Origin of the sequence: Meiothermus hypogaeus, assembly GCF_003574035.1 — a bacterium.
GTDB lineage: Bacteria > Deinococcota > Deinococci > Deinococcales > Thermaceae > Meiothermus > Meiothermus hypogaeus.
The window spans coordinates 1-21324 of the sequence record NZ_QWKY01000058.1 but is presented as its reverse complement, the minus strand read 5'-3'; the positions used below and the strand labels follow the sequence as shown (position 1 = coordinate 21324).

The window sequence follows — 21324 nt, the reverse complement described above, 5'->3', positions numbered from 1 at the left end:
GCCGCCACATTCGACTTTCACACTTCCGCAGTTCTGGCAAGCTACACTATCTTTGGGCTTCTCTGGGTTATTCACAAATCCAGTTTAGAAGCCCCTTCCTTTGCTCAACCGAATTTTTTATATGACTCGCTTGACCTCCGGCAAAGCCACCGCTATACTCATTACTCGCTGTGGGGGCGGTTAGCTCAGCTGGTTAGAGCACACGCCTGATAAGCGTGAGGTCCCGGGTTCGAGTCCCGGATCGCCCACCAAAAGAGTAGACGAGGGGCCCCTGACCAAGTTCTGGGGCCTTTGTCGTTGTGAACTTTGGAAGCCGCAAAATGTAGCTATCCGCTATGAGCTATCAGCCATCGGTACATCGGTAACCCACGCAACAAGCCTGTTGGGAAAAGCGTGGATTTCAGTAATACCGCGATGGGTCTACGTAGCGAAAGTTGCCGTTGTTATCAATCACAATCACCCGGAACCACATCTGGTCGCTGGGAATCAGCACGCCCCCACCGGTGAAGCCAATCACCTGGCCCTGCCCCACCCGCTGGCCCACCGAGACGCGGGGCTCGAGAACATTCACATACTGCGTAGCAATCTGGTCGGAGTGGCGGATGGTCAGGGTATAGCCCAGGTTGGCAATGAACAGGCTATCAATCACCACCCCATCGGCAGCGGCCACAATGGGGCTGGAAGCCTCTGCGCCCTGGAGGGTTTGCCAGTCGTTGCCCTGGAACCCGTAGGGCTCAGCTACCCGGCCCCCGCGCACCGGGAACTGCAAGGCCCCCACCACCTCGCGGGGAACCGAAGGCACCTCGCGCACGGTTTCGCGCTCGCGGCGGGCGGCCTCCTCGCGCTGGCGTCGGGCTTGTAGCTCTCGCTCGCGTTGGGCCTGTAGCTCGCGTTGGCGGCGCTCCTCGGCTTCGCGGCGGCGGCGTTCTTCCTCGGCCCGGCGGCGCTCTTCGGCAATGCGTCGCAGCTCAGCCGCAATGCGGCCCTGCAAGACCTGCAGCTCGGCCCGAAGCTGGGCCTGGGCTTGCAGGGTCTCGCGCAGGATGACCTGCCGCCCGGCCTGCTGCTGGCGCAGGTTGGCCACGGTCAGTTGCACGGTCTGGCGGTTTTGCGCCAGGGCGGCGATGCGCTGCTGCCGTTCGGCCCGGCGCTCGGTAAGGGTGTCTACCAGCAGCCCAAGCCGTATGCGCTCCTCGTCGAGCTGGCGCACGGTGTTCTTGATGCGGTCCATGAGGTCAGTCTGGTGCTGCCCCAGCACCCCCACCCACTTGCTGCGTACCGACAAATCGGTGAAGGATTCGGCCCGCAGCAGGGGCAGGTAGCGCCCGGCCCGTTCGCGGTGCAGGCTTTGCAGCAGGGCCGAAAGACGCTCTCGCAGGCCCTCGAGCTCCTTTTGCAGGCTGGCAATGCGGGCCTCGGCCTGTTTTTTCTGGCCTTCCAGCAGGTCTATCTGCCGGGTCAGCTCGGCCCGTTCACGCTCGAGGCGGGTAATCTCGGCCTCGAGGCGGCGTAGTTCGGCCAGTTGCTGCCGGGTCGCGGCGTCGAGGTTGGCCAGGTCGCGGTTGAGCTGGGCGATGCGCTGTTGCTGGAGTTGTTGTAGCCGGCGGTTTTGCTCGGCCTGTTGCTGAAGCTCGTTCAGGTTGGGCTGGCCCAAGGCCCAGGGCTGCAAGCCGAAAGCCAGTAAGATGCTTGCCAGCCAAAAAGCCTTAATACTGCCACAAAAGCCGAACACCCGTGCCCGGTTACCCTCTCCTAAGCCCTGACCCCCGACCCCAGAGCCCTGCTTCATAAATCGGCCTCCCGCAGGTTGGCCCGGCTGGCCAGATAGGCCCCGGTGGCCCCCAGCAGCACCGCCAGCACCAGCATGGCCAGAGCAGCCCGGACCAGATCGCCCTGGGCCAGCACAGGCACAAAGGGCAGCAGGTTTTGCAGGGCCTCGGCCAGAAAGCGGTAGGACACCACCCCCAGCCCGAGCGCCACCAGGCCCGCAGCCAGGGTGAGCAGCGTACCCTCGGCCACAAACGGCCCCTGGATAAAGCGCCGGGTAGCCCCTACCAGTTGCATGACCCGCAGCTCCTCGCGGCGGTTTTCGATGGAGAGCCGGATGGTGCCCATCACGCTAAACAGGGTGTCCAGGAGCAGCAGCACAATCAAAATATTGACCGCCACCCGCAAGCCCGCCAGCACCCGCACCAGTTGCTCGGTCAGGGCGCCCCCGTACTCCACGCCGTCCACACCTTCGATTCGTGCTACCCGGCGGCCTACCTCGCGCACCTGCTGGGGGTCTGCTAGCTTGAGCCGGATGGTGTCCGGGAGGGGGTTCTGGATGAACTCTCGAGCCTGGGCCAGGTAGGGGTAGTCGAGTTGCAGGGTGGCCAGGGCTTCTTCTTTGGTTTGTAGCTTGGCCTCGCTGACTTCCGGCCAGGTTTTGATCTCGTTCAGAATGGTGGTTGCTTGTGCTTCCGGTTTGAGGAAAGCGGCTACTTCCAGCTCGCGCTCGAGGGAGGCTACCACCCGGTCTAAGTTCCACAGCACCAATCCCAGCAAAAACAAGAGCGAAAACGATACCAGCGCGGTAAAAAAGGTAGCCAACGTGCTGGTCAGGTGTTGGCGCAGCGAACGCAAGGCCTGGGAGAGGGCATACACGGCCTTTAGTGTACAGTTTGTACTCAGGTTATATGTGAATTGGCCCTTAGAAACGACTTTCTATTCGACCACCAGCACCCGAAAATCGTTGAGGTTGTTGGCGGTCTCGCCGGTGACGAGCAGGTCGTTCATGGCCGCAAAAAAGCCATGAGAATCGTTTTGTTGCAATTGGGCTTTAAGATCCAGCCCCTGCCCCCGGGCCCGCTGCCAGGTGTCCGGTTGCCAGATGGCCCCTGCGGCCTGGGTATTGCCGTCAATCCCGTCGGAGTCGGCGGCCAGGGCCCAGAGGCCCGCCTGGCCCAGATAAAAGCCCAGCCAGGCCAGAAACTCCTGGTTGCGCCCTCCCCGGCCCGAGCCGCGCACCGTAACGCCGGCCTCGCCGCCGGAGAGCAACACCACCGGAGGGCGGAAGGGCTGCCCGTGGGTGCGGATGCTCTGCACCAGGTTGGCGTGAAAGCGGGCCAGTTCGCGGGCCTCACCCTGGAAGCGGTCGGAGAGGATGACCGCACGGTAGCCCTGGGCCTGCCAGTAGTTCTGGGCGGCCTCGAGCAGGGTCTGATTGCTGCCAATCAGCCGATTTTCCACCCGCGTGAAGAGGGCATCCCCCGGCTTGGGGGACTCGGGTAGCTCGCCCCCCAGGCCCTGCCGGAGGTGAGCCCGCACCTCGGGAAACTCCAGGCGGTACTTGTCCAGCACCTCGAGGGCATCGGCAAAGGTGCTTTCGTCTGGCACGGTAGGCCCCGAGGCTATCACCGAGAGGTCGTCGCCCGGTACATCGGAGAGGTACAGCGCCAGAATGCGGGCTGGGGTGGCCGCCGCCAGCCGCCCGCCCTTGAGGGCCGAGACGTGCTTGCGCACTGCGTTCATTTCCTGAATATCGGCTCCGGAGCGCAACAGAGCCTGTGTCAGGTCCTGTTTGATGGCCAGGCTGATCCCCCAGGGCGCACACATCAGGGCGCTGCCACCCCCGGAGATCAGCAGAAGCAGCAAGTCGTCTGGCTTCAGCCTGGAGACCGCTTGCAAAATGGCCTGCCCGGCCTCCACACTGCGTTCATCGGGCACCGGGTGGCTGGCGGGCAGGATGCGCCCATGCGAAGCATCGGGCCAGGCCCGCCCTGTCTCGGCTTTGGGTACAGCGATGAAAGGCGCCTGCGCAAACCGTTGCCGGGCCGCTTCCAACATGCTGATGGCGGCTTTCCCCACCGCCACGATGAGCGCCGGGGTTTCCTCGGGCAGGTGTTGTTGGGTGAGGTGGGCCGGGTGGGTTTGTGCCAGGGCGTGCTGGAAGCTGGCCACAAGTTGCTTGCGCATAACCGGCATTGTACTGAAAAAGAGCGCAAAGACCGGCTATCTAAAGCTCGCTTTTTCTTCCGGTCTTTGGCTTTGGGCTATCTCATGCGGGGCTTTTCTGGAGGTAGGCCCGCTCGAGCAGCTCCATCGTGTGCATTACCGGAATCTCGCGACCCAGTTTGCGCAGGTGGCTCTGGATCTGCGTAAAGCAGCCGATGTTGCCGGTTACGACCACATCGGCCCCGGTAGCCAGAATGTGGCGGGCCTTGCGCTCCCCCAGGGTGGCGGCAATGGTGGGCTGCTCGAGGTTATACGTACCCGCCGAGCCGCAGCAAAGCTCGCCCTCGGGAATCTCCACCAGTTCTACACCGGGAATGCTTTTGAGCAACTGGCGGGGTTCGGCCCGTACCCCCTGGGCATGGGCCAGGTGGCAGGCGTCGTGGTAGGCCACCTTGAGGGGTTTTTCCATGGCAGGGACTTCCTTCAAGCCGAGTTCTACCAGGAAAACCGAAATGTCCTTGACCCTGGCCGCCAGCTGCTCGGCCTGGGCTTGTTCGGGCTCGCCGTGAAAGAGCAGGGGGTACTCCTTGAGGCCCGAGCCACAGCCGGCGGCGTTGGTGATAATGGCGTCGTAGTCGCCGGCAAAGGCTTTTAGGTTGTTGCGGGCAAATTGCAACGCCCGCTGCCGCTCGCCGGTGTGCAAGGCCAGCGCGCCGCAACAGCCCTGGCTTTTGGGTATCACCACCTCCACCCCGTTCCGGGCCAGCACCTGCAGGGTGGCCTGGTTGAATCCCGGTTGCAGCACCTGCTGGGCACAGCCGGCCAGGAAGGCCACCCGGGCCCGCCGCGGGCCCGCGGCGGGAATGAACGCCGGGAGGGGTTCGCTTTTGGGCAGGGCTTCGGGCAAAAGCTCGAGGGGAGCTTTTAGCGCGGGCGGCAGCAGCGGTTGGATCAGCTTGCCCAGCCGGCCCAGCGTGGCCGCTGCGCGGAAGCGGGCCGGGTAGGGGAGGGTCTCTTGCAGGCCGATGCGAAAGAGCTTCTGGAAGGGGGAGCGGTGGCGCTTGGGCTCGCTAAAACCCCGGTAGGTGGAGATGAGTTCGCCGTAGGGCACCCCGCTGGGGCAGGCCGTCACGCAGCCCTGGCAGCCCAGGCACTTGTCCAGGTAGGGCTGGGCCTCCTCCATCTGGAGGTTGCCTTCCAGCACCTCCTTCATCAGGAAGATGCGCCCGCGGGGAGAGTCCATTTCCTCGCCCAGCACCTGGTAGGTGGGGCAGGCCGGCAGGCAGAAGCCACAGTGCACGCAGGCTTCGATGGCGTGGGCCATAATTTCGCCCTGGGGGCCAAGTTTTTCGACATCAATTTTGTGCTGCATAGGGTTTCCTACGGTAAAGGGGCATGCAAAGAAAACTTCCCCTGGGGGTCGAGGGCCCGGGACACTTTGTGGCCCAGTACGTGCTCCAAGTTTATTCCAAGCTGGCTCCGCGCCACAGTGCCCTTTAGCACCAGGCCGGACAGGCCCTGGGCCTTGAGCAGCGCATCGAGCCTGTCCGGTTCGTCGTTCCAGGTCAGGTACAAGAGGTTGCCCGCGCTCAGGTAGCGCCTTGGGGTGCTGCCCAGGGCTTTTTCCAGGTCGGGGATATGCCGCGCGGTGAGGGCCACCTTGACCAGGCTGCCCTCCCCCAGGGGCAGGCGGTTCAGGTGGCGCCAGTAGCGGGCTTCGGCCGCCTCTTGTAAAAGCTGGCCGGTTTGGCCTAAAAAGGACTGGAGGCGTTCCAGCCGGGCCGGGAGGGCTTCTGGCAGGCCCCCCAGCCGCAAGGCCAGGGTGGCGGGGGGCAGCAGGTCCAGGGCATAGAGCTCAATGGGCGAGCCCGTCAGGCGGTAGAGGGCCTCGAGGGCTTCTTCCAGGCCGGAAAAATCGACCAGTAAGGTGGCGGTGGCTTTGGGAAAGGGAAACACCTTGAAGGCCACCTCGGTCAGGATGCCCAGCCGCCCCAGGCTGCCCACCATCAGCTTGGGCAGGTCGAACCCGGCAGCGTTCTTGACCACCTTGCCCCCGCCCCGCACCAGGCGGCCCTGGCCATCCACGAACTGCACCCCCAGAATAAAATCGCGCACCCCCCCATAGCGCTGCCGCATGGGACCCGAGAGTCCTGCCGCTACTGTGCCGCCGAGCGTGGCTCCCTGCTCCACAAAGGGCGGATCGAAAGGCAAATACTGCCCGTGCTCGGCCAGCAAAGCCTCCACCTCGGCGAGCCTGGTGCCGGCCCGGGCCACCAGGACGTACTCGCCGGGGTCGTACTCGAGCACCCCTGTGAGGCCCGTCATCTCCAGCACGGTCTGGCCCTCGAGGGGAGCAGAGAGCGCAGGCTTGCTGCCGCCACCCCGGGGCCGGACGTGCTGGTACGTGCGCACGGCCTCCTGGACTTCGGCAAGGCTGGAAGGCATAAGGGTCATGACCGCGCACCTCCTGCGATGCCGGCAACAAACCCCCCCTGCCCGGCTTTCAGGCTTGCAGACCCGGCAGGATACTTTCTGAGAACCGCGTTACTCACGCGAGATCACCCCGGCTTTCTCCAGCGGATGGGCCCCATGGAAGCGGAGGGCGGGGGCTTCGCCGGGGAACATCTTGCCCCGGTTGGCAAGCTCCCCGGGGTCGAGGGCCTGGCGGATACGCTGCATGGCGTTCAGGTCGTCCTCCGAGAACATCTCGGTCATGTAGGCTTTTTTCTCCATGCCCACCCCATGCTCGCCGGTGATGGAGCCGCCCAGGGCCACGCACAGCCTCAGGATTTCCCCTGCGAGCTCCTCGGCCCGTTGAAGTTCTCCCTCCACCCGTCCGTTGTAAAGAATGAGGGGGTGCAGGTTACCATCGCCTGCGTGAAAAACGTTGGCCACCCGCAAGCCGTAGCGGGCCGAGAGCCGTTCAATTTCGGCGAGGGCCTGCCCCAGCCGGGAGCGCGGCACCACCCCGTCCTGCACGATGTAGTCCGGCGAGAGCCGCCCCACCGCCGAGAAGGCGGCCTTGCGCCCTTTCCAGATTTTCATGCGTTCGTCGGCGTTTTGTGCCACCCGCACCTCGTAGGCCCCCGACTGCCGGATAACCTCCTCGAGGTGCCGAGCCTCGGCCTCGACCTGCGAGGTCTCGCCCTCGAGCTCCACAATCAAAAGGGCCCGGGCCGCCAGGGGATACCCGGCCTTGACCGCGGCCTCGGCGGCCTCGATGGCCAGCGAGTCCATAATCTCCATGGCCCCCGGCAAAAGCCCCGAGGCCACCACCGCCGCCACGGCCTCGCCCGCTTTGGCCAGCGAGTCGTAGGCGGCCAGCACGGTGTGATAGGTCTCGGGTCTGGGCAGCAGGCGCAGGGTAACTTCGGTGGCGATGCCCAGAAGCCCCTCGCTACCCACAAACAGGCCCAGCCAGTCGGGGCCGGTGTTTTCCAGGCTTTCGCTGCCCAGCTCTACGGTCTCGCCATCCGGCAGTACCACCCGGGCGGCCAGCACGTGGTTGGAGGTCATGCCGTACTTGAGGCAGTGGGCCCCGCCGGAGTTGAAGGCCAGGTTGCCCCCAATGGTCGAGACCGGCTGCGAGGAGGGGTCGGGGGCATAGTAGAGGCCATAGGGCGCGGCGGCGTTGGAAACCTGGAGGTTGATGAAGCCCGGCTGTACCACCGCCAGACGCTCTTTTGCATCCAGCCGCAGCAGCTTGTTCATACGGTTGAGACCGATCAAGAGCCCGCCGTCAATGGGCAGCGAACCCCCCGAGAGGCTGGTGCCGGAGCCCCGCGCCACGTAGGGAATTTGGTGCTTCGCGCACCAGCGCACCGCTGCGGCCACTTCTTCGTGGCTCTCTGGCAGCACCACCGCCAGGGGCCGGGCCCGGAAGGCGGTAAGGGCATCGGATTCATATGGAGCCAGTTCGCCAGGTTTGACCAGAAAGCGGCCAGGGGGAAAGAGGCGCTTTAGCTCATCCAAAGAATAGCTCATACGGTTTCCTCGTTTCCAAATTTTTGGGTCATCTTGATGGCCTCCGGCTTCGTTTTGAAACTAGCCGCTGCCTCTTGTTTTGTCAATAAATAAAACTATTTTTTATTATATAGAAAACAAAAACCCCCAGGGCGGGCCTGGGTGGGATGGGCTGGGGGGCTTAAGACTTTTCCTCGAGCCTGGGTTTGAAAATGCCGGTGCTCCTGCTGCTGCCCTCGTATACCTTGTCGGGTTTGGGCAGGGTCTGGCTTTCGCGCACCCGGTTCATCACCAGGCCCAGGGTCTGGGCCCCAACCCGTTTGAGGATCTCGAGGGCCGTGCGCAACTGGCGTCGGTCGGTCTGGCCTTCGCGCACCACCATCAGCACCCCAGAGACATAGGGGGCCATGATCAGGGTATCGGTCACGCTCAGCACGGGCGGCGTGTCAATAATAATCATGTCGTACTGGCCGCTCTCTTTGAGGTGGGTGATGAAGGGCCGGAACAGCTCGGAGAGCAGGCGGGGTGGGTTCTCGAGGGGCTGCAGACAGGGAATCACGTACAGGTTGTTCTCGACCAGGGTGGGTTGGGGGAGCACGCGGGGCAGGTTGACCAGCGCACTCACGATGTCCTGGCTCTGGGTGATGCTGAACTCCTTGTGCAACACCGGCTTGCGGCTGTTGAGATCAATCAGCAGGGTGAGCTTGCCTGCCCTGGCACAGGCCCGGGCCAGGCTGATGGCCACGCTGCTCTTGCCCTCGAGGGCCGCCGGGCTGGTAATGGCGATAATCCGAGGGTTGCCCCCTGCAATGGTGTGAGTTACGTTGATGTCCAAATAGCTGGCCACTTCGGGGGAGAGGGTACGCCCTGCGCCCGCAGGCATCTCGGGAAACTCACCCAGCAGAGGCAGAGAGGTCAGGCTAAAGGCTTCGTCGGCGTTGCGCACACTGCGTACTCCGGCCTCGCGCATAAGTACCAGCCCCACCGCAAGGGTTAGCCCCAGCAGAAAAGCCACCACCGCGTACAGCAGCGGACGCGGACTGGCCGGACGCGAAGGCGAAACGGCCCGGTCTATCAGGCTCAACTGGCCGGTGGCACTGCGCTCCAGGGCCCGCATCAGGTCAATATCGCGCAACAGGCTGGCCCGAAGGGTTTGCAGGCTGGCAAGGTTTTCGTCGCTGCGGTTGGTGGTCTGGTTAATCTGGCCGCTCACCACGGCAAGCTGGGCCTCGAGGGACTCACGGAAATTGCCGAAGCTTCCGCGTACCCGCTCATCATCCCATTGGCTCAGGCTTCTGGCCCAGATGTTGGCAATCTCGGCGGCGCGGTCTGGGTCGGGGTTGCGAACGCTCAAGATAATGACGTTGGAATTCTTGCCCTCTACGGTACGCACACGTGAGCTGCGAGCAAAACGCTCGAGGTCGCGGGGGGTCGTGCCCAGGCCCGCTGCTTTCAAGGTGCGCCCCAAAACCAGGTTACTCAGGGCAGCTTCACGGTAGGCCCCTGCATCAATCAGGGCCGAAGCCGGCACGGTGCCCAGGAGGTTGCTGCCCGACAACACGTTGCTCTGGGCTGCCAACAGCCGGGTACTGGCCTGGTAAACCGGTGTTTGGAGGCTCGAGAGCACAAAAGTTGCCACACTTAGCAGTACAGCAAAAGCCAGAATCCACAGGGCATGGCGCTTGAGGGTTCTGCCTAAACGCACAAGATCCAATTCTGGCTCTGGAGGAATTTGAGAAATGCCATTCATATCGAAGCATTATATAAACCTTTGGTGTTTTTGGGCTGTCAGATATCACGTCCTGTTGGGCATAGCTTTATAAACTGCGACCCCTGGCCCAATACAATGGGTGCGTTATGTGGATTGGCCATCAGCTAACAGAGCGGCATAACGTTATGGTAGGGTTGAAAAACGATATTTTGTTGAGCGAATAGAATATGCCTCTCACAAAATTTCTCACGACCTGAGGCATCAATGCCAACGATTCTCTGGATTAGCAATTTCATTCGTGAACGCTTTCCGAGCCGCTTCGCCTGGGCGGTGCTGGATCAGGGCCTGTATGGTGCTTCCAATTTCCTTATCAATATTTTGTTGGCCCGCTGGCTCGAGCCGCATTCCTACGGTGCTTTTGCCCTGGGATGGGCCATTTTGAACATCGCCTACCAGATTCAAAACCCTCTGGTTATCGAGCCGATGATGGTTTTCTCTTCTAACCGCTTTCGTCAGGCGCCCGCTACCTATCAGAAAATTGTAGTACATCTCAACTGGATCCTCACTTTGAGTGCTACAGCCGTAATTCTGCTGGTGGCTTTTTTGCAGAGTGATCCAACCTTTACCGGAATGTACCTGGGTCTGGCGGTGGCCATGCCACTGATGCTTTACAGCATGCTGGTGCGCCGGGTGTGCTATGCCAACCTTAACCCGGCCCTTGCTGCTAAGGGCGGTTTGATCTACATGCCGGTTTTCTTATCCTCGGCTTTGCTCTTCAATCACCTGTCCTGGCTGAATGCTTTTTCGGCACTTTGCCTGATGGGCTTTTCGGCCTTGTGCTCGGGGTTGTGGGTCGAACGCAGTCTGGGGCGGGGCCTGGTGGCCGAGTCCTCCAGGGGGCTGGGCGGCGCGCGGGTGGGCCTGCCTCCCCAAAACGGCAGTGGTCTGGGGCGTTGGTTTTCGCTGTTCAGGACAGTGCTGCGCAATCACTGGGGCTATGGCCGGTGGAGCCTGCCTGCGAGCTTGCTGGCTGTTGTAATCGCAGCCTTCCCCTACTTGATTCTGTCCCATATCAGCGGCCTGGCCGCAGTGGGTAGCCTGAGGGCGCTGGAAAATACGGTGCTGCCGGTCTATAGCTTTATGAATGCTTTTGGCGCTCTGTTGATACCGATTTTTGCTAGGGCCCGCACCACCGCCGAGCTCACTCGAGTGGTGTTGCGCTACGCAACCGTTTTTTTCTTTACGGGGCTGCTGGCCTGGCTGGTACTGGCGCTTCTACACGGCTGGATTTTTGCTTTGTTATATGGAGAGAACTACCAAACCATCAGTTATCTCCTGATTGCCTATGGTGCATTGCCCCTGCTGGTTGGGCTTTCTATCGTGTTTTTGTCGGCCTTGCGCTCGCAGGAAAAACTGCGCTGGATTATTGTACTGTACACGATAACTGTAGCTTTCATGGTATCCGCGGGCATTTTTCTAATCAGCCACAACGGGGTGCAGGGAGCGGTTATGATACAGGTCTCGTCGAATGTATTGCTGACGGTTTTGGCTGCACTGGTCTGGTATCGGTATGGGCGCAAAATTGCCTGAGAGTGAGCTGCGATGAAGATCTGGCACGTGTGCGATACCAGCGGCCCCGACGAGGTTAATGGGGTCAGCACCACGCTCTGGGCGATTGCTCCGGCTCAGGCTGCCCTGGGTCATCGGGTTCAGATCGTAAGCCGTGATCCGCTCAATGCGGTTGGGCAGGCTGCCCTTGAGCAAGCGGGCCTCGAGCATCGCTTTCTGCCTCGTAAAAACCTGGGTTGGGACACAACCACCCTGGCCGGGTTACTGGATCGCTTTGAGCCCGATGTTGTTCACATGCACTCTATCTTTATCCCGCAGCAATACCAGCTAGCACGGATGCTGCGGGATCGAGGGATTCCTTTTGTCACCACCCCCCACGGCCAGTTATCGGCGCAATCGCTAAGGCGGGGACGCTTCAAGAAATGGCCTTATACCCGTTTCATTGAGAAGCCACGCTTCTATATGGCTGCCGCTATCACTGCCCTGACGCCTGGTGAGGCTGCCGACATAAAAGCCTTTGTGCCGGGCTTCAAGGGCACGGTGCAGGTTATTCCCAATCCGGCCCCACCCATAAAAGAGGTCGTGTGGCAAGGGGGGGAGAGCAAAACCCTGGTATACCTGGGCCGTTTTGATGTGATGCAAAAGGGGATAGATTACCTGATTGCCCTGGCCAACGAACTGCCGGAGTACAGGGTAATGCTCTATGGAAGCGAAGACCCCAAAACCCTCCGTTGGCTGAATCGGCTCAAAAAGACCGCCTCTACCAATGTGCATTTTGAGGCACCGGTTTTTGGAGAACTGAAACTCGAGGTGCTTTCTCAGGCCCAAGCCTATATCCAGCTTTCGCGCTGGGAGGGGTTTGGCATGTCGGTGCTGGAAGCCATGTCGGTGGGCACACCCTGCCTGCTCAACACTGGTTTGCAAATGACCCAAACCCTTCAGGAGGCTGGACTGGCGCTGCCTTTATCGGGCAACCCAGCGCAAATGGCTCAACAAGTTCGCAACTATTTGAGCGATCCGGCGGCTTTAGCACGCTGGTCCAAACGTGCCAGGGACTATTGCAGAACCGAACTATCCCCCGTGCACATAGCCACACAATACATCGAACTTTATCAGCGGGTAGTTGTCAGGTGATTACCTTGGCTAAAATCGTCCTACCGAGCCTACATGCAAAACGTGCTGACCACAATTACAACCTGCCTATCAAAAAGCCGCACTGGACAAACACCAAAAAAACCCAATGGGTGTCTAGCAAACGAATAAGGTAAAAGGGGGTGAATCTTGGCCATGCGCATACTACTGGTGGGTTTTGCTTGCAGCCCAGATCATGGTTCTGAGCAAGCCATCACCTGGTCATGGGCCTGGTCGCTCTCGCAACAGTGTGAGGTGTGGGTCATTACCCATCCTGAATACCGCCAGAACATCGAGGATTATTTAGCCAAACACCCCAATCCCAATCTGCATTTTTGCTTTGTGCAACTAGCGGGCTGGATGAACCCCTGGGACACCCATCAGCTGGGAAAATTGCGTCTGCATTATCTTTTATGGCAGCAAGAAGCCTACCGGGTAGCTCGAAAACTCCATCAGGAAAAGGCTTTTGATCTGGTTCATTACGTGAGCTGGGCAACCATAAGCTCGGCTCCGCAGTTCTGGCGCTTGCCGGTTCCGTTTGTGTGGGGGCCGGTCGGGGGAGGTCAGGTGGCCCCGACTGCGTTTCGGCGCTATTTTGGGGTAGCTTGGCGCAGTGAATTCTTACGAACCCTGCGGGTCAAGTTGCTGCCCTGGATACCTGCTATCCGCAAGGCCGTGCAGCAATCGGCCATGATCCTGACCATTAACCCAGAAACCGTGGAGGTGTTGCGCTTGGCCGGGGCCAGGCGGATGGAGATGTTTAACATTTTTGGCATAGCGGACGAGCATATCCCAGAGGTGTTTCCCAAGCGCGAGCCCAAGGAATATCTGACCCTATTGTGGGCAAGCCGCTTTGAGCCCAGGAAAGGGCTGCCGCTGCTGTTGGAAGCGCTCGAGGGTCTGCGGGATTTGCCCCTGCGAGTGCTGGTTGCGGGGGATGGGCCGCTCCGTAGATTCTGGGAGGCCGAGGTGATCAGGCTGAATTTAGCAGATACCGTGAGGTTTTTGGGGATGGTGAATTGGCATCAAATGCGCGGTTTGTACCTCGAAGCAGATGTGTTTGTCTTCACCAGCTTACAAGATACCTTCGGTAACGTAACCCTCGAGGCCCTGGCCCAAGGGTTGCCTGTCCTGACCCTGGGTCATCAAGGGGTGGGCTACCAGTTGCCCGATGCTGCCACGCTCAAGGTTCCCGTAACCACCCCCGACGAAGTGGTTACACGAATCGCCGAGGGAATCCGAAAGCTATATGCCGACCCCCAGCTAAGGTATGAGATGGGCAAGGCTGGCTGGGAATATGTCAAGGCCAATAGCCAGTCGGTTCGGGCAGAGCGAATGATTCAGCTATACAGGCGCATACTGGCCGTCAGGGAAAACCCATCGGTCGAAAAGCTCCCCACCCGCTAAACAACTCCTTTAGTTCACGCTGCATAATCGGTTCGTAACGTTGGGCGTAACCGTTGCAAACCTGAACTGCTCCAGGCCGGCTATATATTTGTTCAGAAGAGTTTTGTGGGTATTTGGCTGTTGCATCAGTCAAAATCAGATAGTCTACGGAGGCCCTATGAAGCACACCGTGCCCACAACCCCCCAGGGAACTGCAGGAGATTGGTCAGATGCTGATTGATAGCTCGAGCAAATGGGTGGTACGCCCATCGATGCTTTTGGGCGGGTTGCTGCTGGTTTTGGTGGCAGGGTATTGGGCCTTTAGTCGGGCTTTTGGCTATATCGGCTACTATCCGGTTCTGATTGGCGAGGTCGCCATGCTGGCCGGAGTGGCGCTGGCGGTCTGGTCGGGGGGATTACGCTTTCCCCGTCAGCTTTCAGCCTGGCTATTTGTGTTTGTTTTCCTGTTTGGCCTGGGCCAGATCATCTACTCGGCCTGGTTTTTGGAACAGCCGCTGCTGGAAGTCATCCGCAGTTTCGCCACACTCTACTACGGGGTGTACGGGTTTTTGGCCTATTTTGCGGCTCGGAGGCTTCTGGTACTCCTGGATGACCAGGCGCTGGCGTGGCTGATGCCCAAAATGGCCTGGGCGGTTTTATTGGGCATGAGCATCTCGATTGCCGGTTTTATTTTCCTGGTAGATTATCTGCCGTACTTCCCACAAACCACCGTGCCCATTCTGACCTACAAGCCTACCGACGCGATTATTCCGTTGCTGTTTTTTACCGTGATGTGGGTACGAGGCTATTTGCCGCCGGCTTTCATGGCCTGGATTCTGGCCCTGGTAGCGTTTGCGGCTGCCCGCAGCCGCTCGTCTCTGGCCGCCTACGCGGTGGGTTTTGTCTTGCAGGGGCCATTCCGGGTTCGCAGTTTGTGGTTGATGGTGGCGGTGTTTGTGGCAGTAAGTTTGCTGGCCATCTTCGATGTGCGGATCAGCCTGGGATACCGGGAGATCAGCATCAACCAGCTGGCGGCCAATGCTTTGTTTTTCCTCGAGCCCGACCAGGCGGGCCAGCTCGACAGCACCACCACCCAGAACGCCAACTGGCGCCTGGCCTGGTGGACGGCCATCTGGAACGAGGCCGTGGTCAATGAGTACTACCTCATGGGGCTGGGCTGGGGGGTCAACCTGGCCGACCACTACGGTTTCCAGACCGTCGAGGCCAATACGCTGGATGTGTTGCGCAATCCCCATAATGCCTTGATGGGCATTCTGGCTCGAGGGGGCTGGGTTATTTCCTTTGCCTGGCTGCTAACCTACGCTACTTTTCTGGTGTCGGTAGTCTGGAGCCTGGCCCGCAAACACTATAGCTATGCTAATCGCACTTTGTTGATCGCTATTTTTGTATGCACCATCGCTAATCTCATCAACGGAGCTACCGATGTATACCTGGAAAGCCCTCAGGTAGCTATTCCACACTGGATCTTGATTGGTCTAGGCTGGGCCTTGATGGAAAGGGAAACCAGGCCCTCCCATGCTGAAACCTCTGTCGGCCTCGAGAAGCCTTAGCGTTTGTGCTCGACTCCAGCGAACACGCTCTATTGCGTCTGTAATTAGGGGGTGTTTGCGCGGGTATTTGTTTGGTTTCCTATCGCGCCCTTCACAGACGTTGCCGCCCGCGAAAACGAGAATGCGTCTTCGCCCAGATGCATGTTATGCACCCAAGCGTAGGCCGGGCCCGGCCCACGAGTGCTTGGGTTTCGAGTTTCCGGGCGGCAACGGTTCTTTCTCGGATAAAGGATTCTTGATTCTCGGGAGGCTCATTCTATGTGAAGAGCGCTCTATACCAGATTCGGTTGATTCGTTACCGTTCGGTAACGAATCAACAGGGCCGAAGTTATCCGCGTAGCGGAGGGCGATACCGCCCCTTGGAAGGGGACGCTTTTTTCGCCGACCGAAAGGGCGGGGTGTGCTCCAGGATTCAAAAAGACAACCTATGGGGTTTTTGGTTTTGCAAGCTGCCTTTTTGAATCCGGTATTACATCCAGGTATCACCTGTATAGGGACAATAAGCTAAAGTGCGGATTAGATACTTTTTTTATACAGCCTTTTTGCTTCTGGTGGTTCCTTTGAGCGGATGCAGCCCTACCGTTATAGCTGCTATAACGGTAGGTACGACCTATGATGGGGCCATCATGGCGGGAGTTGATGCCCGCATCGAGCGCTACCGCAAGGGTGCGCTGGTAGTCCGGGTGCGTGATGCCAGGGGGCAGCCCGTGCCCGAGGCCCAGGTGCAGGTCGAGCAGACCCGTCACGCTTTTTTGTTTGGTGTCAATGTCTTCAACCTCGAGCCTCAAAATGGGGCAGCCTGGCAGCGTTCGTATCAGAACCGCCTGCTCGAGGTTTTCAACTATGCCACCCTCCCTTTTTACTGGGCCGAGCTCGAGCCACAAAAGGGACAGCGTAACTACGCCCGCCTGGATCGCATGGTTCGCTGGCTGGAAGAACGTAACTTCAGCCTTAAGGCGCATCCACTGGTGTGGTCTTTCTACAACCCCAGCTGGATTCCCAGCGACCCCGACCAGACCATTGCTCTGCTGCGTGAACGGATGAACGAGCTCATTCAGCGCTACAAGGGCAGCATCAAGTACTGGGATGTGGTCAATGAGGCTAACAACCTCGAGGAAACCAATGGGGTTCAGCAGTGGCTTCGGCGCGATGGCCCGGTACTCTACGTACTCACTGCTTTTGAATGGGCAAAAGCGGCGGGGCGCGGCGCTGACCTGACCTACATCTACAACGATTACGAGACGGGCCCTTTTGTCCTCATGCTATATGCCGAACTCGCTCGGCTCAACCGCCTGCCCGATGCGTTTGGCATTCAGTCCCACATGCATGAGCGATTGTGGAGTATGCGAGAGGTTTGGGAGAGGGTAGACCGGATTGCCCAGTTTGGACGTCCGGTGCTCTTCAGCGAAATTAGCGTTCTGAGTGGGGCAAACATTGCCAGAGACAGCCCCCACCCCAACCCCTGGCCCAGCACACCGGAAGGGGAGGCCATCCAGGCCGAATATGTGGAGAACCTTTACCGAGTGTTGTTCAGCCATCCCAGCATAGAAGCCATCACCTGGTGGGATTTGTCCGACCTGAACGCCTGGTTGGGAGCGCCCGCGGGTCTGCTGCGCGCGGACATGAGCCCCAAGCCGGCCTACGAACGCCTGAGAACGCTGATCAAAGGCCGGTGGTGGACCAAAGCCCAGGGAAAAACCGACAAGAATGGGGAGTATCGTACTCGAGCCTTTCTGGGCTCGCACCGCGTGACCGTCAGTGTAAACGGGCAAAGCCATACAGCTATGGCCGAGGTTGGCAAGAACGAAGATGGGGAAACCATTCTGAATGTGCAGCTAGGGCGCTAAGCACAGCGTCGTAAGAGTGTCTGTAGACTATCACAAGCCTCAGGTCTTCAGCTCCATTTCATACCAGATTCGGTTAGTTCGTCACCCTTTGGTGACGAACTAACCCGACCGAAGTTATCCGCGTAGCGGAGGGCGATACCGCCCCTTGGAAGGGAGACGCTTTCTTCGCCGACCGACAGTGAAGGGCCATCGGCCCCCGGCTAGCGCCGGTACTCAAGGGAGGGGTGTGCTCTAGGATTCAAAAAAGGCAGCCTCTGGTGTTTTTGGCTTTGTAAACTGTCTTTTTGAATCCGGTATCACAGGCTGGAACGCTTTTGGCCTTCGGCTTAAGGTTTTGGCCCATGAAACGCAGGAACGTGATGCTGGAATGGTCAATTGCAAGAGCTGCAAAGCGCCTTTTGTTCTACCGAACCGAGAAGGGATTGAAGTTGGTGTTGCGATCGTAGTAATCCTCTTGTTCGGCCCGCTTCAGAAAGCTCACCACTGTGTAGGTTAGTGGGGTGAACAGCACCTCGATTCCCACTTTGAAGATGTAGTTGGAGACAAATACCGTCCAGAGCAGGCTGTTATCCCAGACACCATAAAAGGCAATCAGCAAAAAGAGGGCGGTGTCCAGCCCCTGCCCCGCCAGTGTAGAGCCGATGGTACGCAGGGCCAGCCAGCGCCCGTTGGTAGCTACCTTGAGCCTGGCCAGGATGTAGCTGTTCACAAACTCGCCCACAAAATAGGCCACCAGGCTGGCCAGCACAATGCGCGGTACCAGGCCCAGGATGGTGGAAAAGGCCTCGGCAGACTTCTGGCTAAACTCGTCTGATGGAGCAGGCAGGGCATTGACCAGGCCAAAGGTGAGGGTGGAGAGCAGCAGCAAGAAGAACCCCGTCCAGATAACCCGGCGGCTTTTTTTGTAGCCGTACACCTCGGTGAGCACATCCCCAAAGATGTAGGCCAGTGGAAACAACAAAGTACCGCCGTCGAAGGTGAAAGGGCCTAGAAGTACCACTTTGGTCGAGGCGATGTTGGAAGCAATCAGCACCACCACAAACAGGGCTGTAATCAAGTCCAGGTAACGATAGCTTTTCATAGGTTGCGCCGATGGGTGATTGTTCGGGTTTTGGTTGCTTGGGTCATGTCAAACGTAGAAAGTCTCAGGTCGTAGGTCAAAAGTCAGTTTGGGGTCTAATGTAAAAAATGTCGAGGATTAGAAAGGCTGATTCTTGCGCCCAGGGCTTTTTGAGGTAAGGGCGGGTTTTTCTGGATACAAATCGCCCGTCATAGTAATCCGCATGAGCCTTTCCCTGCATCTATTTTCACGCTTGAGAGGTAATGAAGGGCAGATTGCGGTCGAACTGACCCCGGTCGAGGCCATAGCCGTAGACAAAAGCATCCTCAATTTCAAAGCCCAGGTAATGGATAGGCACTTCGATTTTGCGCCGTGAAGGTTTAGAAAGCAGTGCGGCAATTTTGAGCGAGGCGGGCTGGCGGGCTTCCAGCATGCGCAGCAGGTAGTTGATGGTGATGCCGGTGTCTACAATATCCTCGACGATAATCACCTGGCGGCCTGCAATGGGCATCCGCAGGTCCTTCAAGAGCTCCACCTCGCCGCTACTTTTCTGGGCGTTGCCGTAGGATGAAACCGCCAGAAAGTCCATCGTGAGCGGCATGTCTATGGCCCGCACCAGGTCAGCCATAAAGATGAAAGCCCCGTTCAGCACACAGACCAGATGGGGCTCCTGGCCTGCATAGTCATGTTTTATCTGCTCGCCCAGTTCGCGTATTCGGGCGGCGATTTGGACTTCGCTGAGTTGTACCTTGCCTTTTCCGGGTTGAAAGACGCTCACTGCTCGATTCTACGGTACTCTTTTTGGCTCGTACATCAGCCTGGGGTAATTCAGCCGGTTTGGGCCTGGATGCACTCCGGCTGGAACTGTCCTTGCGTTTGCCGGGGGACAGGGCTCGACTGCTGAGCGCAGCGGGCTTCTGGCGCTGGCCTTGGGCAGGCTTGCGTAACCTGGGCAGTCTAGCGTTGGTGTACAGCAGCTTAATTTCCTCTGGGGTAAGGTAGCGCCACTGGCCAACCTCGAGCTCACCCAGTTCAATGGGCCCTACCGCCAGTCGCACCAGTCGCTCGACCGGATAGCCTACCTTCCGCAGCATACGCCGTACCTCGCGCTTGCGCCCTTCGGTCAGTGTTAGCTTGATGCCGTCCTTGACGGGCTGCGCTGCCAGGGCCTTGGCCAGCCCATCCCCCAGCACTACGCCCTGTGTGAGTTGCTGGCAAGCTTCCTTGCTCACCCTGCCGCCTTTGCACCAGGCCCGGTAGAGCTTGGGTACCTGATTACTTGGATGGGTCAGGAGCTGGGTAAGCTGGCCGTCGGTGGTGAGCAACAACAACCCTTCGGTATCTTTGTCCAGCCGTCCCACCGAGTGCAGACCCGGGTGCTTGGGCACCAGCTCGTAGACCAGTTTTTCGGCGTGTTCGTCTTCGTGGGTGGTGGTGTAGCCTTTGGGTTTGTGCAACGCGATGACCACCTTTTTTTGAGGCATCCGCACCCGTTCCCCATCCAGCCGTACAATATCGCCGGTCTGCACCACCGCCCCAATGCTCGCGATTTGATTGTTGATGGAAACGCGTCCAGCCCGAATCAAATCCTCTGCCTTGCGGCGGCTGGCAATGCCCGAACGAGCTAAGAATTGTTGAAGGCGCATAGCCATTATAGTAACGCAGGCATTGCTGCGTATGGGAGCTCGAGCTATGAGTGTCCGCAGCAACCGGCGTTTTATTTTGCTGCTGCCTGCAAATTCCAAACCCTTTGTTCGGTTTATTTTCAAACGCTGGTTACCTACTGCAAATATGCATACTCCTGCGTGGAGGCGAGCTGTATAGTGCAGGCTGTGATTCTGAAGCCGACGGCGGTCTGAACCCATTATGTTGCGTCCAGGCAAGACTCACTAACAACATTTATTGCCTAGCTGCATGATGGTCACCACTCCCATGTGATTGCGGACTGCTTCATTACGAGAAGTACATACAGGAATCACTTGCAAGAGCACTCTATGAAACCTGCGGATTTGGCGATTTTGTTTTTGCTGGCGGCAATCTGGGCGGCATCGTTCCTGCTGGCTCGAGTGGTTACGCCGGTACTGGGCACCTTTCCACAGGTCGAAGGGCGCTTGCTGCTGGCAGGGTTGATTTTGCTGGTCTATCTGCGGTGGATTCGGGGGAGGCTCGAGTTCTCCGCTCGCTGGTTTGAATATCTGGTGTTGGGCGCTACCAATGCCGCCATCCCTTTTACCCTGATCGCCTTCTCGGTACTCCATATCAATGCTTCGATGGCCACCATTCTCAATGCACTGGCCCCCCTGTTTTCTGCATTGATCGCAGCGCTTTGGCTCAGGGAGCGTTTTACCCTGGGACAGGTTCTGGGTTTGCAACTGGGGGTTGTGGGCGTGGGCATCCTGGTTGGTTGGAGCCCGGTTGCCCTCAGCCCCATGGTTTTGCTGGCTATTGGAGCGGGCATTCTGGCAGCGCTGTGCTTCGGATTCAGCACCGTCTTTGCACGGCGCTACAGCAAAGGCGCACCCTTGGCCACCGTAACCGGACAAATGCTCTTCGGAGCGGTGTTGTTAGCGGCGCCTGCCATGGCTACCCTGCCCCCAGCGCCGCCTTCTCCCGGCATTCTGGGGATGTTTTTGTTGTTGGCCTTGGTGGCAACTGCGCTGGGCAATCTGCTTTTCTTTCACCTCATCAACAGCGCTGGCCCCACCCAAGCCGGCAGTGTGGGTTTTTTGATTCCGGCTTTTGGCCTTCTCTGGGGCTACGTTTTTCTGGGCGAACCTATCACCTGGAGCCTGTTTGCAGGTATGGTTCTGATTTTGCTGAGCGTGGCCCTGGTCAACCGGGTGTTTATCAGGTCTGCAACCTTTCGGTGAAATCCCATTCCCCCGTCGTGGAGGCAGCCGATTACGCTCGCGGTCTACCTCACCGCCCCCGCCCTCCAGCGTAGGTATTCGCTATCGCAATTGCAGGTTCTTATACCGGATTCAAAAAGACAGTTTACAAAACCAAAAACACCAGAGGCTGTCTTTTTGAATCCTAGAGCACACCCCTCCCTTGAGTACCGGCGCTAGCCGGGGGCCGATGGCCCTTCACTGTCGGTCGGCGAAGAAAGCGTCTCCCTTCCAAGGGGCGGTATCGCCCTCCGCTACGCGG

General features: G+C 59.1%; 16 protein-coding genes and 1 tRNA gene. 7 read left to right on the top strand and 10 right to left on the bottom strand.

What is annotated here, in order from left to right:
* Nucleotides 1-174 precede the first annotated feature (174 nt).
* Nucleotides 175-251: transfer RNA gene (locus tag Mhypo_RS13185), tRNA-Ile, on the top strand.
* Nucleotides 252-400: 149 nt separating this feature from the next.
* Here the strand turns inward: Mhypo_RS13185 and Mhypo_RS13180 are convergent.
* The 7 genes from Mhypo_RS13180 to Mhypo_RS13150 form a co-directional block, all read right to left on the bottom strand.
* Nucleotides 401-1789 carry a murein hydrolase activator EnvC family protein gene (locus tag Mhypo_RS13180; protein WP_119341753.1) on the bottom strand — a complete coding sequence of 463 codons (1389 nt, stop codon included), beginning with the start codon at nt 1787-1789 and terminating at the stop codon, nt 401-403.
* Entirely contained in the window at nt 1786-2646 is an 861-nt protein-coding gene (locus tag Mhypo_RS13175) for a cell division protein FtsX (protein WP_119341752.1), read from the bottom strand. Before Mhypo_RS13175 ends, Mhypo_RS13180 begins: the two co-directional genes overlap by 4 nt.
* Before the next feature lie 60 nt (nt 2647-2706).
* A complete protein-coding gene (locus Mhypo_RS13170; protein ID WP_119341751.1) occupies nt 2707-3957 on the bottom strand; it encodes a glycerate kinase type-2 family protein in 1251 nt (416 codons plus the stop codon).
* A gap of 82 nt (nt 3958-4039) precedes the next feature.
* Nucleotides 4040-5308 carry a glycolate oxidase subunit GlcF gene (gene glcF / locus Mhypo_RS13165; protein ID WP_119341750.1) on the bottom strand — a complete coding sequence of 423 codons (1269 nt, stop codon included), beginning with the start codon at nt 5306-5308 and terminating at the stop codon, nt 4040-4042.
* An 8-nt stretch (nt 5309-5316) separates the two neighbouring features.
* Complete coding sequence (locus tag Mhypo_RS13160) at nt 5317-6390, bottom strand: FAD-binding protein (RefSeq protein ID WP_371862140.1); 1074 nt, start codon at nt 6388-6390, stop codon at nt 5317-5319.
* Between the two features lie 90 nt (nt 6391-6480).
* Nucleotides 6481-7920, bottom strand: a complete 1440-nt coding sequence (locus Mhypo_RS13155) for an FAD-linked oxidase C-terminal domain-containing protein (protein ID WP_119341749.1) — start codon at nt 7918-7920, stop codon at nt 6481-6483.
* A 160-nt stretch (nt 7921-8080) separates the two neighbouring features.
* The gene (locus Mhypo_RS13150) at nt 8081-9604 is read right to left on the bottom strand and encodes a tyrosine-protein kinase domain-containing protein (protein WP_170148296.1); all 1524 of its coding nucleotides are present in this window, start codon (nt 9602-9604) and stop codon (nt 8081-8083) included.
* Nucleotides 9605-9874: 270 nt separating this feature from the next.
* Between Mhypo_RS13150 and Mhypo_RS13145 the strand changes: the two genes are divergently transcribed.
* The 5 genes from Mhypo_RS13145 to Mhypo_RS13125 all read left to right on the top strand — a co-directional run bounded on the left by Mhypo_RS13145 (nt 9875) and on the right by Mhypo_RS13125 (nt 17114).
* Nucleotides 9875-11200 (top strand): MATE family efflux transporter, encoded by a 1326-nt coding sequence (locus tag Mhypo_RS13145; protein ID WP_119341747.1) that lies wholly within the window; start codon nt 9875-9877, stop codon nt 11198-11200.
* Between the two features lie 12 nt (nt 11201-11212).
* The gene (locus Mhypo_RS13140; RefSeq protein ID WP_119341746.1) at nt 11213-12313 is read left to right on the top strand and encodes a glycosyltransferase family 4 protein; all 1101 of its coding nucleotides are present in this window, start codon (nt 11213-11215) and stop codon (nt 12311-12313) included.
* A 153-nt stretch (nt 12314-12466) separates the two neighbouring features.
* Nucleotides 12467-13717, top strand: coding sequence for a glycosyltransferase family 4 protein (locus Mhypo_RS13135; protein ID WP_119341745.1), 1251 nt, complete (start codon nt 12467-12469; stop codon nt 13715-13717).
* A gap of 209 nt (nt 13718-13926) precedes the next feature.
* Entirely contained in the window at nt 13927-15267 is a 1341-nt protein-coding gene (locus Mhypo_RS13130) for an O-antigen ligase family protein (protein ID WP_119341744.1), read from the top strand.
* Nucleotides 15268-15893: 626 nt separating this feature from the next.
* Complete coding sequence (locus Mhypo_RS13125; protein ID WP_119341743.1) at nt 15894-17114, top strand: endo-1,4-beta-xylanase; 1221 nt, start codon at nt 15894-15896, stop codon at nt 17112-17114.
* Between the two features lie 403 nt (nt 17115-17517).
* Here the strand turns inward: Mhypo_RS13125 and Mhypo_RS13120 are convergent, their stop codons facing one another.
* The 3 genes from Mhypo_RS13120 to Mhypo_RS13110 form a co-directional block, all read right to left on the bottom strand.
* Nucleotides 17518-18195, bottom strand: coding sequence for a queuosine precursor transporter (locus Mhypo_RS13120; RefSeq protein WP_119341742.1), 678 nt, complete (start codon nt 18193-18195; stop codon nt 17518-17520).
* Nucleotides 18196-18421: 226 nt separating this feature from the next.
* Entirely contained in the window at nt 18422-18952 is a 531-nt protein-coding gene (hpt, locus tag Mhypo_RS13115; protein ID WP_119341741.1) for a hypoxanthine phosphoribosyltransferase, read from the bottom strand.
* Entirely contained in the window at nt 18858-19820 is a 963-nt protein-coding gene (locus tag Mhypo_RS13110) for a pseudouridine synthase (RefSeq protein ID WP_119341740.1), read from the bottom strand. Before Mhypo_RS13110 ends, hpt begins: the two co-directional genes overlap by 95 nt.
* A 348-nt stretch (nt 19821-20168) precedes the next feature.
* On the opposite strand from Mhypo_RS13110, the gene Mhypo_RS13105 reads away from it, so the two are divergent.
* Complete coding sequence (locus Mhypo_RS13105) at nt 20169-21044, top strand: DMT family transporter (protein WP_119341739.1); 876 nt, start codon at nt 20169-20171, stop codon at nt 21042-21044.
* The last annotated feature ends 280 nt before the right edge of the window (nt 21045-21324 follow it).